9 protein-coding genes and 4 pseudogenes are annotated in these 14,604 nt (G+C 59.1%); 9 read left to right on the top strand and 4 right to left on the bottom strand.

Annotated elements, in window-relative coordinates; translation table 11 throughout:
* Positions 1–2 precede the first annotated feature (2 nt).
* Both WOC76_RS01605 and WOC76_RS01600 read right to left on the bottom strand, forming a co-directional pair.
* Positions 3–629: pseudogene (locus WOC76_RS01605) on the bottom strand (transposase); the annotation flags it as partial.
* 140 nt (positions 630–769) lie between these two features.
* Positions 770–991: pseudogene (locus tag WOC76_RS01600) on the bottom strand (transposase domain-containing protein); the annotation flags it as partial.
* Between the two features lie 337 nt (positions 992–1,328).
* Between WOC76_RS01600 and WOC76_RS01595 the strand changes: the two are divergent.
* Together WOC76_RS01595 and WOC76_RS01590 are read left to right on the top strand one after the other, a co-directional pair.
* Positions 1,329–1,478, top strand: coding sequence for a hypothetical protein (locus tag WOC76_RS01595; RefSeq protein ID WP_341102418.1), 150 nt, complete (start codon positions 1,329–1,331; stop codon positions 1,476–1,478).
* A pseudogene (locus WOC76_RS01590) lies at positions 1,465–1,674 on the top strand (recombinase family protein); the annotation flags it as partial. The gene WOC76_RS01595 and the pseudogene WOC76_RS01590, both read left to right, overlap by 14 nt.
* A gap of 239 nt (positions 1,675–1,913) precedes the next feature.
* On the opposite strand, the gene WOC76_RS01585 reads toward WOC76_RS01590, so the two are convergent.
* The gene (locus WOC76_RS01585) at positions 1,914–2,258 is read right to left on the bottom strand and encodes a hypothetical protein (RefSeq protein WP_341431240.1); all 345 of its coding nucleotides are present in this window, start codon (positions 2,256–2,258) and stop codon (positions 1,914–1,916) included.
* 231 nt (positions 2,259–2,489) lie between these two features.
* Here WOC76_RS01585 and WOC76_RS01580 point away from each other — a divergent pair.
* The 3 genes and pseudogenes from WOC76_RS01580 to WOC76_RS01570 form a co-directional block, all read left to right on the top strand.
* Positions 2,490–3,262, top strand: a pseudogene (locus tag WOC76_RS01580) (IS630 family transposase); the annotation flags it as partial.
* Between the two features lie 633 nt (positions 3,263–3,895).
* Positions 3,896–4,561 carry a hypothetical protein gene (locus tag WOC76_RS01575; protein WP_341102413.1) on the top strand — a complete coding sequence of 222 codons (666 nt, stop codon included), beginning with the start codon at positions 3,896–3,898 and terminating at the stop codon, positions 4,559–4,561.
* Positions 4,562–4,942: 381 nt separating this feature from the next.
* Positions 4,943–6,211, top strand: coding sequence for a family 1 glycosylhydrolase (locus tag WOC76_RS01570; protein WP_445928450.1), 1,269 nt, complete (start codon positions 4,943–4,945; stop codon positions 6,209–6,211).
* Positions 6,212–6,261: 50 nt separating this feature from the next.
* Here the strand turns inward: WOC76_RS01570 and hpnK are convergent, their stop codons facing one another.
* Positions 6,262–7,149, bottom strand: a complete 888-nt coding sequence (gene hpnK / locus WOC76_RS24200; RefSeq protein WP_445928449.1) for a hopanoid biosynthesis-associated protein HpnK — start codon at positions 7,147–7,149, stop codon at positions 6,262–6,264.
* A gap of 762 nt (positions 7,150–7,911) precedes the next feature.
* Here hpnK and WOC76_RS01560 point away from each other — a divergent pair.
* The 4 genes from WOC76_RS01560 to WOC76_RS01545 all read left to right on the top strand — a co-directional run bounded on the left by WOC76_RS01560 (position 7,912) and on the right by WOC76_RS01545 (position 14,484).
* Complete coding sequence (locus WOC76_RS01560; protein WP_341389964.1) at positions 7,912–10,155, top strand: acyl-CoA dehydrogenase; 2,244 nt, start codon at positions 7,912–7,914, stop codon at positions 10,153–10,155.
* Entirely contained in the window at positions 10,152–11,435 is a 1,284-nt protein-coding gene (locus tag WOC76_RS01555; RefSeq protein WP_341431245.1) for an acetyl-CoA C-acetyltransferase, read from the top strand. The genes WOC76_RS01560 and WOC76_RS01555 overlap by 4 nt, the downstream gene beginning before the upstream one ends.
* Before the next feature lie 13 nt (positions 11,436–11,448).
* The gene (locus WOC76_RS01550; protein ID WP_341431238.1) at positions 11,449–13,551 is read left to right on the top strand and encodes a 3-hydroxyacyl-CoA dehydrogenase NAD-binding domain-containing protein; all 2,103 of its coding nucleotides are present in this window, start codon (positions 11,449–11,451) and stop codon (positions 13,549–13,551) included.
* Between the two features lie 264 nt (positions 13,552–13,815).
* On the top strand, positions 13,816–14,484 hold the full coding sequence (locus tag WOC76_RS01545) for an FAD-binding oxidoreductase (protein ID WP_341102398.1): 669 nt from the start codon (positions 13,816–13,818) through the stop codon (positions 14,482–14,484).
* Positions 14,485–14,604 lie beyond the last annotated feature (120 nt).

Below are 14,604 nucleotides of genomic sequence, written 5' to 3'. Positions count from 1 at the left end.
GGCAGAACGCGTTTCATGTTGATCAGCGGATTGCCGTCGGCGCGCGGCCGGCGGGTTCGCCAGCACGCGCAAATGCGCCGATAACCTTAGCTCGGGCGCTCGTCGACGAGAGCGCGGATCAGTGGCAAAAGCGCCGCATCCTCCTCTTTGCGGTATCGTCCGCGAGGCTTCGTCCGGCTCTTCTTGCGTTCGGCGAGATTGGAGCGCGCGACGCCTAGGATTCTGGCGACGGCGCTCATCGGGAAGTCTCCTCGTTCTACGACACGAGCCGCAAGATCGATTTTTTTGTGCGCGCCGCGTCGAGGGCCTCCCGAAGGATTTCGACCTCCATCGTCTTTTTGCCGAGTAACCGCTCCAGCTCGCGGACGTTCTTCTCGAGGTCGCGAAGCTTCGAGGCGCGCCGACGACATCCTCGTCCGCCCCCACGGCGGTCTGGCCGCCTTCGGCCATGCGGCGCTTCCAGGCGAAAAGCTGCGAGGGCACGATCCCAGCCCGGCGCGCGACGAAAGATACGCTCATCCCGGGGCGCGAGGCTTCCTCGACGAGACGGACTTTCTCGGCGGCTGAACAGCGTCGACGCCGCTGAATTGCAGTGATCACTTCTACGCGTGCGGTGGAGGTGTCCGGGGCGTTGCTCATAGTCGCATTCATAGGCTTACGCCTATGCCTTATCGGCTATGCCGCCTGTCCGGTCAAAACAGGGTGCACTCCACGAGGATATCGACTTGACGCATGAACAGAGTAAGCGTGATCTGATGACCACGGATCGCTATGCGGCGATGGCTTTCGTAGCCGCGCGCACCAATTTCCACGGCGGCAGATCATCGATCCGGTTGATTGGGTGATCGGCGATGACGTCGGCGAGCCAGGCTTCCGGGTCGATGTCGTTGAGGCGCGCGGTTTCGATGAGTGTGTAGATGATTGCGGCGCGGCGGCCGCCTTCATCGGAGCCGGCGAAGAGGTAGTTCTTGCGCCCGAGGGCCATCACCCGTTCATTCTGCCCATGTCGGTCAGCAATTGGAAGTCCACTACCGATTTTCATCCATATTGTGGCAGCAAGGTTTTGGTTCGTCGGGTTGAGCAGCGCGCAACTGGCTTATTCCTTCAAGCACGAGGGCCGAGCGGCGTCGTGATATCTATCGCCGGCTGGATGCTTGATCCCGTGGTTTGCGCCGGCATGGTGATCGGAGCGCCGCGCGTTGACGTGGCCGCGCTCGTTGAGCTGCAACGTCGGTTGAAAGGCGCGGTCAAGGCCGCAGACTCCCGGAGCGATGTCGCAATCGTTCCGGAGGAAAACAATGTAGTCTCTCGAGACGCCGTCGGCAGCAATGGGCCGGCAGATGAGTTTGTCATTGGAAGACAACAAGTTGGACGGCCTGCAATCCCCCGAACGGGACAAAGTCGCCACGACACTCGCACAAATCCTCATGCAGGCCGCGGGTCTCAGCGTCGCGGAGCTTGAAGATGACGAGCGGTGAGCTGATTCCGGCAGCCGTCCTCAAGAGGAAGGCCGTCATGTATGTGCGTCAGTCGACGCAATCTCAGGTCATGAGCAGCCTGGAGGGCAAGCGGCGCCAGTATGATCTGGTCGATGTCGCCCGCCAGCGCGGCTTCGTCGATGTCGAAATTATAGACGATGATCTCGGCCGGTCGGCGAGCGGGACAGTGGCGCGCCGGACCAAACCGGAATGAAACTAACTCAACAGAAACAAAAAAGCCGCCCAGCTACGGGGTAACCGGACGGCTTTTCATTCCCCAACCGAGTTGTGGAAGAAGGGGAATAGCGATGAACTCCAAAAACCATACTCGTTATACGAAATAAAGGAAGATCCACCCATGAGGCGACCAATGGCGCCACACCAAAACCCGACGAAAAGAGGCGAAGCGCGCACTTAGCTTATCAACGATTCTTATCATCGCGACGTCAAGAGGAAAATCGAGGCAACGGGCATCCCAGCGAGGCCGCATCCATCTTCGAGCTCGGGCGACGCACCGCGCGTCGCGACCCTGTCAGCCCGCTTTTTTTTGGCCGTTCGCGTGCGGTTGACCAAAAGCATCGTCGGATATACGATTAGGGCCACCGCCAGCAACAATATAATATAGAGCAACGTCGCCTCGTCGATCCAGGCGATGAGGGGGACGCCCAGCGCCAGAGGGGCGCCGATTAGACACATTCGCCACACGCCATTCAGGCCCGCGGTGAACGTGCCCAAGGCCAGGACCGTCAGCACCATCAGCGCGCTCGCGTCCGCGTTCATGATCCGTCGCACGTCTCCGATAAAGACAAGCAACATTGCGACGAGAACGGTGCCCCAGTGAAAAGGTCATTTCTGGACGATGCGGGAATCATAGGCGCTTCCTTTCGCCATTCTAGGAGAAAGGCTAGGCCAGACCTATCGCCACTTCTAGAGTGTCCCGTCTCTGAAATATCGACTATTATTGTCCTGCGAGTGATTTGCCGGAAGTCTTACTGAGATGGCACGACCAATCAAGTCACGCAGCCGCCGAAGGGACGCAAACGCTGGAGCGTGCGCAGCATGGCCGCCATGCCGGCGTCTCCCATAGCACAGTGCAGCGCATCTGGACGAAGAACGACTTGAAGCCGCACGTCACCAGGACGTTCAAGCTGTCGACCGACACGGACTTCGAGAAGAAGTTCTGGGACGTGATCGGCCTCTATCTCGAACCGCCGACGAATGCACTGGTGCTGTGTTGTGACGAGAAAAGCCAATGCCAAGCGCTGGAGCGCTCACAACCCAGTTTGCCGCTCGGTCCCGGCCATCCGCGCACTATCACGCATGGCTATAGACGCCACGGCACAACCACGCTGTTCGCGGCGCTCGACTATCTGCAGGCACCGAGCAACGCCACACGCATGTCGAATGGTTGCGCTTTCTCAAGCAGATAGACCGGGAGACACCAAAGAGCTTCGAATTGCACCTGATCGCTGACAACTACGCGACCCACAAGCATCCAAAGGTGAAGACATGGCTCGCCAAGCGCCCGCGCTTCGATATGCACTTCACCCCGACATCATCATCGTGGCTCAATTTGGTAGAACGGTTCTTCGTCGATCTGACCGAGGATGTCATCCGATCGGGCAGCTTTGCCTCGGTAAAGAAGCTGGTTGACGACATCAACGCCTATCTCGCCGAACGCAACGCCAATCCCCAGCCCTATAAATGGACCGCAAAAAGCGAGGCCATCCCTCGAAAAAGTCAGCCGCGCCCGCAAGGCTCTCAGGAAAGCAGAAGCCTCATGAGTTATTGGTCGCCAATTAAGAGTCGGGACACTCTTATGTTGGCCTTCCTGCATCCGCCGAACCATTTCCGCTCGACCAAGCGGCGTCATTCGCGCATTCTTATGGGGGTTGTTCATCCGAAGAAGTCCCGAGTGCATCGTGTGGCAACCACGACTCTCAAGCCTTCAGCTCGGGTGAACCCTCCTCAGAGACCACAGCTAGGCTGACCAGAAGCGTCGTGCTCATTGCAGCTGCCTTCCCGTGTTGCTTAGGTTGAAACCAAGCAGCAGGCTGGCAAGGACTGTGATGAGCAAGCGGAGAACCACGTCCGTCCAATGGAGATTTAGGATCATCGGCATCGCTGCCCCTCCCTTGAATCCGCTTGTGGTTCATAGTCCCCTATTTTCGAGGCAATTCGTCGCATCGGATCGAGGATTCGGTGAACGGATCCTTGACGCCAACGACTCTCCTGAAATCGACGTCTTGTAGGCTTGTGCTTCAAACAGTTTACCATCTGTTTTCTGAAGCAGGCATACAACCGCTTCGCGAACAATTTTCGAGATCCCTACGTCGTTGGCCCGACGTGGGACTTGTTGATTTTGATTCACCTCTAATTGAGCAAGCAACGGGGGCCACGCATAATAGGAGATCCGAATGTCGCTGATGTCACGAGAGGCCACTTATCGCGAAAGCGCCGCCTACGGCGGTCTGATTGACGCAATCGGCGGAATAGCCACTATCGTGCTCACTATCGTCGGCTTGGCAGGCGTTCATGTGCAGTTGATGGTGGCGATCGCAACCATCGTGTTCGGCGTCGCGCTTCTAATCCAAGGCGGCACGATGGTGTCGGAGTTTGCTCAAATCGTCTTCCCGTCCGAGTCGAAGGCAGATACAGTTGACGAATTCGGCGCCACTAGCCTGACCGCCGTGTTCATGGGCGGCGCCGCCGGCATTGTCCTCGGCGTCCTTGCTCTGCTAGGGATCAACCCGACAGTGTTGACGCCGATTGCGACAATTGTTTTTGGCACCGCTTTGGTGTTGAGCAGCAATGCTGTCTGGCGCCTCTACATGCTGAGGCGGTCGGTAAAGAGCGAGGGTCAGTATAGCGGCAGCGAGATTCTCGCGAGTGAGATTGCCTCAGGTTCGGCGGGCATGCAAGCACTGGCCGGGCTAACCGCGATCGTTCTTGGGGTTCTCGCAGTGGCGGGGGAAGCCGATCTTACCCTGAATCTGGTCGCGTTGCTGGCTCTTGGCTCCACGATCGTATTAACGGGCGGCGGCCTTGCCGCGACCGTCCTTGGCTTCATGCGTTCGGCGTGATGATCACCGAAACTTGGCCGACTGCCCGCGCTGCCGCTCAGGAGCGCGGGCATCTCTTGTTGTTCTGAAAGCAACGGAACCCTCGCCCTCCAGACGATTCCGGATCCAGCAGTGACGCTTGGTACGGGATCGCATTTACCTCCTCATGGCGGCAGCCCTCGTCCCATAAACCGCCGGGTCAGATATGACCCTCCCCAGGGGAACGGGGGTGTTGTTAGCAACCTCGCAACACATTTAGCGTTTCCGAACGAGCACAGACAGAATAAAAAATAACCTTCGTCGACAAGCGAAGTTCTCCGCCAACACCTGTAAATCGGGCTGGCGCTTCATAGGTAATTCTGTACGAGGGCCTATCGCGGAGTGGGGCGAGTGTCGCGATTCATGTTTAGCACGGGTATAGAAAACAGCAGCCCGACCATCGAAAATGGCCGCAAGCGTATCGATGAGATGGCGACGTGCAGACACTACGACTTCTGGCGTGAGGATTTTGCTCTCGTTCAAGAGGACCTGACGATCCGGACCCTTCGCTATGGGCCGCCACTCTATAAGACCTTTCTGGGACCGAACCACTTCGATTGGGATTTTACCGATTTGGCATTCGGCGACATCAAGGCGCGGAGAATAGTCCCTATCGTCGATTTGTGTCATTTCGGCGTACCGGACTGGATCGGGAATTTTCAAAACCCTGACTTCCCCAGACTCTTTGCATCGTATGCGAGAGCATTTGCGGAACGATTTCCTTGGGTGCAGCTTTATACGCCGGTAAATGAGATGTACGTCTGCGCAACCTTTTCGGCCGCCTACGGCTGGTGGAACGAACAGTTGCGAAGCGATATCGGATTTGTAACCGCGCTGAAGCACATGGTCAAAGCGAATATCCTCGCGATGCACGAGATCTTGACCATTCGACCAGATGCAATTTTCGTCCAAAGCGAGTCCTCGGAATATTTTCATGCCAATAATCCAAAAGCGATCGGGCCTGCCGAGATTTTAAACGAGCGTCGGTTCCTTTCTCTAGACCTGAATTACGGCCGGCGCGTCAACTCGGAAATGTACCGGTTCCTTATGGACAATGGCATGACGCCTCGGGAATATGATTTTTTCATGAGCGAGCATCTGAAAAGTCATTGCATCATGGGAAATGACTATTACGAGACGAGCGAACATAACGTCGATGCAGACGGGAGAACCGCATCTTCCGGTGAGATCTTCGGCTATAACGAAATCACCCGCCAATATTATGAACGCTACCGTCTGCCAGTCATGCATACGGAGACAAACACGTGGGAGGGGCCGCAAGGCGATGAGGCGGTTCGTTGGCTCCGCAAAGAATGGGCGAATGTTCTCAGAGTTCGCAATAGCGGGATGCCGGTGGTCGGCTTCACATGGTATTCCCTAACAGATCAGGTTGACTGGGACATTGCTTTGCGTGAGGACCATGGACGCACCAACCCTCTTGGCCTCTATGACCTCGAACGCAAACCTCGAGCCGTCGGAAAGGCCTATAAGCAACTGATTAAAGACTGGCGGGAGGTGCTGCCAGCCCAAAGCGTCTGCCTGACAGTCCCATTGGCGAATTACCAGTTTTCCCCGCTCCCTGCGCAGGAAGGAAATGTCACCAAAAAGCAAGAGCAATCTGAGGGTGAATGAATGAATGTTTCCAGGGATCGATCTCGCCGATTAGCCTCGCTCTCATTCGATCAGCAGCATCCAAAACTTCTGCTCTCATCCTTGGCGCCGCCTACTGGCGCGATGGCGACTTCGGACCAGTCTGGGGCCTCGATTTGATGCCATAAAGAGTAGCGTGACCGCGTTAGCGTGTCAGGTACAGAATGGCGCCCCTGTGTGTCCGGCCTGCAAACGTCGTTGTATGTGCATAGCGTAAAGCCGCTTTCTCCGAGCGCCGCCGCCACCCTGGCCGACAAAAGGGCGTCGAGTTCGATTCGATAGCCGTACCCCCGCGCGTGTCCTCGGAAATCATCCCTTATTGCAGGATGGCAATATATCTCGGTCAACGCCGGTCTCGGGATCTGAGAGAGAAGCCCAATCATGCGCCTTTCGTTCAAGGCGCCAGACCACGCCCAGCCGAAGACGGCGTCAGCGGTCATTAGCCCTGCCCGACGCGCCTGTCGCTTCAAAAACGCCACCGAGGGAGCGAGCATCCAGGACGAACGAATGTCCTGTTTGTCGATTGCCTCGAGAACGCTCCGCGGTTCGGATGGCGCCCGCAGCGATCGCATGCCAAACTCTCGCCCAATCGAAATGATGTCGGCGGCTACGTCTGGATGCAGGTGATAGTGCTTGTGAACATCGACGTGGCTGAGCGCCATGCCGCTCGCGGTAAAGGCCTCAAACTGCGCTCGGATCTCCTGTCTCAACTGCGATCGCACCTTCGGCCGGAAAGCGATGTCAAGGCCGAGCTTCGCGAGATCGTTGCGAAGCTGGCCTCTTTCGTCGACCAGATCTGGGATTTCGTGGGGCGGAAGCGTCGGGACCCCATCCACCAGGACGACATGAAGCCCGATGGCGAGTCGCGGCAGCGCCTGAGCCCGTCTGACGGCGTCTTCCGCCGCCGGGGCCCCGACCATAAGACTTGCAGCGCTAAGTATCCCGTTCCGGTGCGCCATTTCCTCGCGCGGCACGGCCGACGGCGAGCAAAGTCGGTTAGCAGATAGCTTCGCTAGTTGGTGGCGAACGCCGCTGCGGCGACCGCAATTAACACCTTTGCTATCCTGAGACCGAACAGCATAACGATAGCTACGCCCATGGCGTTCAATATGATCTGGCCGAAGGGATGCATGGTTGAAGGGTTCCCTCGGCCCCCCGTCAAAATATCACATGATAGAATCCCTCAAAAAGACAAGGGACGTCCCCGCGCACGCCGGAAGGTCCGTAGAGACCCGGCGTAGCTTGCTCGCGTTATGTTCGTTGCCTGCTATGCCGTAGGCAAGCAGCGCGCGCTGCCGAGGCGCTTCGCGCCACGGACGCGGTTCCAGGCGTCCCGCATGATAGTGCGCCCGTCGTAGCCCTTCTCTTGGCTGCCCCGCCCAGTGGTGTGAAGGCGCCAGGGAAGCTGGCTGCGCTAACCTGAAGGAACAAAGACGGTTTTCCTCGGCAGTTGTGTCTCAGAGGACAGCAGAATGAAAACGTCAGTGGCTTTGATCTGAGCTCGCGCTCCGTAAGTTCGAGGAAAAGGTTCTGCCCGCGTTGCCATAGAACGCGCTGGTTTTGCGTGGCAGCTTTTTGGTGATCGCCCTAAGTCTACCATAACGCGATGCCCGGGTTGTCGCGGCTGCGCTCGGGGCGGAATAATACACAATCGGGCATTCCAATCTGATGGGACGAAACGCTTGAGCTTAGAACACATCAGGCGGAAACTACTCTCAGAGCCCATTTACAGATGGGCCCGTGGCGCTCTGCCACAAATGTCCGCTACCGAGCGCGAGGCGATCGAGGCGGGTGACGTATGGTGGGACGCGGAGCTGTTCACCGGCGACCCAGATTGGAAAAAGCTTCTCGACACGCCGCCGGCGCGCTTGGGCCCTGCTGAGCAGGCGTTCCTCCTCGGGCCCGTGGAGGAACTGTGCGGGATGCTCGATGATTGGAAAATCCAGTTCGAATGGCGAGATCTTCCCGCTAACGTCTGGGACTTCCTGAAGCGGCACAAATTCTTCGGAATGATTATCCCAACCGAGTATGGCGGCTTGGGGTTTTCAGCCTACGCGCATTCGCAAGTGATCCGTAAGATCAGCACCCGTAGCGTGACCGCCGCCGTCACTGTCATGGTCCCCAATTCCCTCGGTCCGGGAGAGTTGCTGGTCCAATTCGGGACCGACGAACAAAAAGCCTATTGGCTTCCCCGCTTGGCGGACGGCCGCGAAATCCCGTGTTTTTGCCTTACCAGCCCGGAAGCAGGCTCGGACGCCGCCTCCATGACAGATAGCGGGGTCGTTTGCTACGCGGACCATAATGGCGCGCGCGCGCTCGGCCTGCGGCTTAATTGGCGCAAACGCTACATCACGCTTGGTCCGATAGCCACGGTGCTCGGGCTTGCCTTCATCGGCGGCGAGGAAGACCTCGGCATCACTGTTGCGCTTGTGCCGGCCAACGCCCCGGGCGTCGAAATCGGCAGACGCCACCTGCCGGCGTCTCAGGCGTTTCAGAATGGCCCAAACCAAGGACGCGACGTGTTCGCGCCGCTCGATTGGGTCGTTGGCGGAAGAGAGCAAATCGGCGCCGGTTGGAAGATGACGATGAGCGCGCTGGCCGCTGGGCGGGGAATTTCTCTACCAAGCCTCGCGGGCGCCGCCACCGCTTTCAGCGCGCGCTCAACTGGCGCTTATGCGCGAATTCGCGAACAGTTCGGCATCCCCATTGGCGACCTCGAAGGCGTGCAAGATCGCCTCGGCCATCTTGCCGCGACGACGTACCGCATCGACGCGGCACGACGATTGACCTGCGCCGCTTTGGATCAGGGTTATAAGCCAGCCGTCATATCGGCCATCATGAAGTCCGACGCCACCGAGCGCATGCGCGAGGCGGTGGAGGAGGCGATGGATCTCCATGGTGGGAAAGCGGTCATGGATGGACCGCGAAATTATTTGGGCAATTTACATCGAACAACACCCATCGCCGTCACTGTCGAAGGCGCAAACTTATTGACCCGCTGCCTCATCATCTTCGGGCAGGGCGCAATCCGTTGCCATCCCTATCTCCTCGAGGAAATGGGCGCGCTGGCCGACCCTGACAAAGGGATAGAACAATTCGATCGGGCGCTCTGGCGCCACGTCGGCCACTTCTTCGCCAATCTCGGCCGCGCCTTTGTCCGAAATTGGAGTGGCGGCCGTATTGGCCCCTCGCCCAAGGCAGGCCCGATGGCGGCGTATTACAAGCAACTGTCGCGCGATGCGGCGTCTTTCGCGCTGATTGCCGATTTGGCGCTGATCACGCTCGGCGGCCAGCTCAAACGGAGAGAAATGATATCGGCGCGGTTGGGCGATGTTCTATCCGAGCTCTATTTTCTTTCGGCTGTGCTCAAACGCTTCGAAGACGAAGGTCGGAATGAATCCGACGAGCCGCTCGTCGACTACTGCGTTGCGGCAGGACTCCGTCGGATCGAAACGCTTTTCGCCGAAACGCTCGCTAATTTTCCAAATAGGATCGTGGCGCTAATCGCCGGGGCGATTATCCAGCCATTTGGCCGGAGACAAATCGGACCGTCGGACGAACTGGCGCGGCGCTGTGCGGCGATCTTGGTGCAACCAGGCGAGGCGCGCGATCGGCTCACGGCCGATGTTTTCCGGGGGTGTAGCAATGATGCGGTCGCGCAACTGGAGCGGGCCTTCGGCCTCACCGTCGAAACGGCGCCGCTGCGTCGTCGGCTGCGCGAGGCAAAGATCGATTCTACTGAGGAGGGCCTGCGACAAAGCGTGATCGGCATAAGCGAGGCGGAGAGGCTACGCGCAACAGACGCCGAGGTTTCTTCTGTGATCGCGGTTGATGATTTCGATCCTCGTGAGCTCGCTCTGCTCGCAGAAAAGGACGAACTGCAATGGCGGGGGCGGCACAGCGCTTCCAGCGCAAAAATGGCGTGAAGCGGCCGGTCTATATCATCGACGGCGCGCGCACGCCCTTTATCAAGGCGCGCGGGCGGCCCGGGCCGTTCACGCCCGTCGATCTCGCAGTGCAATGCGGCCGGCCGTTGCTGTTGCGCCACCCGTCCGTGGCAGCGGCCATCGACTTGGTCATCCTCGGGTGCGTTAACGTGATCGCCGAGGAAGTGAACCCGGCCCGCGTCGCCGCGCTGCGTCTTGGCCTCGGCGAAGACATGGTCGCGTTCACGGTGCAGATCAACTGCGGCTCTGGCATGCAATCGATCGACACGGCCTATCGCTACATCCAGGACGGGGCCGCCGACGTCATTCTTGCTGGAGGCGCCGAAGCCCTCTCGCATTCGCCGCTGGTCCTGCGGCGGGAGGCTGTCGAATGGTTCGGTCGATTTTCGGCGGCAAAAACGATCTGGGACAAGGCCAAGCGGCTCGGCGAGCTGCGGCCACGTTTTATGAAGCCCATCATTGGGCTAGAGCGAGGGCTGACCGATCCGATCGTGGGTTTGAATATGGGGCAGACGGCTGAGCTTCTCGCGCATCTATTCGCCATCTCGCGCCAAGACGCGGATCGCTACGCGGTCGAGAGCCACAGGCGCTTGGCGCATGCCCAGGAGGCCGGCCTGCTCATGGGGGAGGTCGTCCCGATGGCGGACAGGGACGGGAAGCTCTACGAGAAGGACGACGGCGTGCGTCCCGACACCTCGGTCGAGAAGCTGGCCGGGCTTTCGCCAGCGTTTGAGAAGCCGTACGGAAAGGTCACTCCTGGCAATAGCTCGCAGATTACCGATGGCGCCTCCTGGATAATCCTTGCCTCCGAGACGGCAGTCGCGGAGCACAAGCTCGATGCGCTGGCGCGCATCGTCGATTCCGAATGGTCCGCGCTCGACCCGTCGATCATGGGACTGGCGCCGACGCTCTGCGCGACTGCGCTTCTCGAACGCAACGGTCTCGCCCGCGAAGATGTCGACCTCTGGGAGATCAATGAGGCGTTTGCGGCGCAGATCCTCGCCTGCCTCGCCGCATGGGAAGACGAGAGCTACTGCAAAACCGTGCTGGGCCTCCAAACGACCTTCGGCCGGATCGAGTGCGACCGTCTCAATGTCGACGGCGGAGCCATCAGCCTCGGTCACCCTGTTGGCGCCAGCGGCAACCGCATCACGCTGCACCTCGCCAAAGCGCTGAAGCGCCTCAACTTCAGGCGCGGGCTCGCGACGGAGTGCATCGGCGGCGGGCAGGGGGGAGCCATGTTGCTCGAAGCAGCCTGAGATGGAGAAACCGATGGCTGGCACGGTCTGGTCTGCGCTTCAAGGGCGAGAATTGGAGATGGGGCCGGGGATCGCGCCGTCCTGGAAAGGCAAGAACTGGCTGTTGAAGCGAGACGCGGACGACGTCGCCTGGCTGATCTTGGACCGCGCGGGGGAGAGCGTAAACACGCTCTCCGAGGCCGTCCTGTCGGAACTCGATGAATGTCTCGGCCAGCTCGAGGCCCGGCCAGCTAAGGGGCTTGTCTTGCGATCTGGCAAGCGCTCCGGCTTCATCGCCGGCGCCGACATCGCTGATTTACGTGGGATGCGAGACGCGAAGAAAATAAAGGTCCGCCTCAATCGGGCCGCAGCTGTCGTCAACAGGCTGGACGCCCTCGCATTTCCGACCGTCGCCGTGATCCATGGGTTTTGCCTAGGCGGCGGACTGGAGCTCGCGCTCGCCTGCGACTATCGCCTGGCCCTGAGGGGAGCATCCTTCGTATTTCCGGAAATCAAGCTCGGCCTTCACCCAGGCCTTGGCGGCACGGCGCGCCTCACGCGGTTGATCGATCCTTTGGAAGCGATGACGATGATGCTCACGGGCAGATCGATCTCACCCCCCAAGGCGAAAGCGGTCGGGCTCGTTGATCTCGTCACCGAGGAGCGTCACATCCTGGCGGCCGCGCGGGCGGCGGTCGCCGGCAAAATCAAACGGTCGGGCGGAGGATTGAGAGCGCGTGCGCTTTCATTGGCGCCAGTCCGAAAATACGCCGCTGAAAAGATGCGCGCCAAAACTCAAGAGAAAGCGCGGCAGGAGCACTATCCCGCGCCTTACGCGCTCATCGATCTCTGGGCGCGGCACGGCGGAGCGGCGGATCTGTTCCAAAAGGAGCGCGAATCATTTGCCGATCTCCTCGTTGGCGATACCGCACAAAATCTCATCCGCGTTTTTTTCTTGCACGAGAAACTGAAGAAGCTTGCGGCAGACCACTCTGATTTGCGTCATGTGCACGTCATCGGAGCCGGCGTGATGGGGGGCGATATCGCCGCATGGTGCGCGCTGAAAGGATTAGAAGTTTCGATCAGCGACCTGGATCATACTGGTCTCGCCAAGATCGCCAAGCGAGCGAGCGACCTTTTCTCGCGCAAGCTCGACGCCCCCGCCGAGAGACGGCACGCGCTTGATCGTCTCATCCTTGATTTCAATAATCTTGGAGTAGAGCGCGCCGATATCGTCATCGAGGCCGTGCCAGAGCGTCTCGACATCAAGCATGATGTGTTCCGGGCCATGGAGCCGCGCATGAGGCGCGAGGCGGTATTAGCGACGAACACGTCGAGCATTCCTCTCGAGGAACTGCGGCAAGGGCTCCAGCGGCCCGACCGCTTGGTCGGTCTGCATTTCTTCAATCCGGTCGCCAGCCTCGAACTGGTTGAACTTGTCCGCCACGATCAATCGAGCGACGACGCGGTCGCTAGAGCACGGTCTTTCTGCGGGCGCATCGACCGCCTCCCGGCGTCGGTTGCGAGCGCGCCCGGTTTTCTCGTCAACCGTGCGCTCACACCCTACCTTCTCGAGGCGCTCACCATGTTAGACGAAGACGTATGGCCTGAAACCATCGACGAAGCCGCCTTGCGTTTCGGCATGCCCATGGGGCCAGCCGAGGTCGCCGACCGTGTCGGACTGGATATTTGTCTCGAGGTCGCCGACAGACTGAAAGAGTCCGTTGATCTCTTGCCGGAGGTCCCGACCTGGTTGCGCGACAAGGTAAAAAAAGGCGAGCTCGGGCTCAAATCTGGCAAGGGCCTTTACGAATATTCGGCCGGCAAGCCGAAAAAGCGCGACGCCGCGCCAGAGCCCGACGACGCCATGACCGACCGGCTCGTTTTGCCTCTTGTGAATGCTTGCGTCGAGTGTCTTCGAAAGGGAATCGTAGCTGATCAGGATCTCATCGACGTGGCGATGATCTTTGCAACTGGCTTTGCGCCTTTCCGAGGCGGGCCTTTGCACTATGCCAAAACACGCGGTGCAGAGGCCGTTGTCACCGCTTTGCAAGGATTATCGCAAAAGCACGGCTCTCGGTTTGCCCCAGATGCGGGTTGGGCGGCTCTGGGCGAGTCCTTTGACCCTATATCATGAGAGCGTCCGTGCGACCGCTTTCATTGACGTCCCTTTGACCTGCCAAAAGATAACGGACGATCCCCGAGCCCGGTTCCAGTTTGGGGTAGGGTCCACCGACAATGCGTGGTCAAAGCCATGCAAGGTTCAAAACCGGCATACGATCACTACTCAAGGCGCCGTTACGTTAATTGCATGGATGTCCGTGCGGCGCTTCTTTGAGCGTCTCCATCCCCTAACTAATTTGGCTAATTCCTCAGCCATGACGAGTCGCAGGAGGAGAGAGTGAAAGCTGCCGACGTTTCACGCGCAATCAGCCGTGGCAGTGTGCGGGAGCTTGCCCACCGCTTGCAATCTTCCGTCGAAGGAGAAGTGCTATTTGACGATGCAAGTCGCGCGCTCTACACACACGACCTTTCCATTTATCGCCATGTGCCGGTCGGGGTGGTGATCCCTCGGCATAAGGATGATGTGGTTGCGACTGTTGACGCATGCCACGAACATGACGTTCCGATCCTCGGCCGCGGCTGCGGCACCAGCCTATCCGGCCAAGCCTGCAATGTCGCCGTTGTCATCGACTTTTCGAAATATATGAACAGGGTGCTTGATATTGACCCGCACAGTCGCACGGCGCGGGTTGAGCCGGGGGTTATTCTCGATGATCTCCGCAACGCCGCCGAACAGCACGGTCTGACATTCGCGCCGGATCCAGCCACCCACGAATATTGCACGCTGGGCGGGATGATCGGAAATAACAGCTGCGGAGCCCACTCGGTCATGGGCGGCAAAACCGTCGATAACACCTGCGAGCTTGAAATCATAACCTATGGCGGCGAACGGCTAAGGGTTGGAGAAACGGCTCAGGATGCATTTGCCCAAATCGTCCGCGCTGGCGGCCGAAAGAGCGAGATCTACGCGAAACTCAAGGCTCTGATAGATGCCGTGTCCGAGTAGGTCAGACAGCAATACCCTCAAATCCCCGAGAATGGTTTCCACGTCGCTCGGGCCCTGGTTGGATCGGAAGGCACCTGCGCCTTAACTCTCGAAGCCACCCTAAGGCTTTTACCAAATCCC

This window comes from Methylocystis sp. IM3 (assembly GCF_038070105.1).
Taxonomy (GTDB): domain Bacteria; phylum Pseudomonadota; class Alphaproteobacteria; order Rhizobiales; family Beijerinckiaceae; genus Methylocystis.
Note: the sequence above shows the minus strand (reverse complement) of the source record. Positions and strands in the feature narration are given on the sequence as shown.

Excerpts from the sequence above, each read along its gene's own strand:
- WOC76_RS01595 (WP_341102418.1), top strand. The coding sequence starts at position 1,329 with ATGGGCCGGCAGATGAGTTTGTCATTGGAAGACAACAAGTTGGACGGC.
- WOC76_RS01585 (WP_341431240.1), bottom strand. The coding sequence starts at position 2,258 with ATGAACGCGGACGCGAGCGCGCTGATGGTGCTGACGGTCCTGGCCTTG.
- WOC76_RS01575 (WP_341102413.1), top strand. The coding sequence starts at position 3,896 with ATGTCGCTGATGTCACGAGAGGCCACTTATCGCGAAAGCGCCGCCTAC.
- WOC76_RS01570 (WP_445928450.1), top strand. The coding sequence starts at position 4,943 with ATGTTTAGCACGGGTATAGAAAACAGCAGCCCGACCATCGAAAATGGC.
- hpnK (WP_445928449.1), bottom strand. The coding sequence starts at position 7,149 with ATGGTCGGGGCCCCGGCGGCGGAAGACGCCGTCAGACGGGCTCAGGCG.
- WOC76_RS01550 (WP_341431238.1), top strand. The coding sequence starts at position 11,449 with ATGGCTGGCACGGTCTGGTCTGCGCTTCAAGGGCGAGAATTGGAGATG.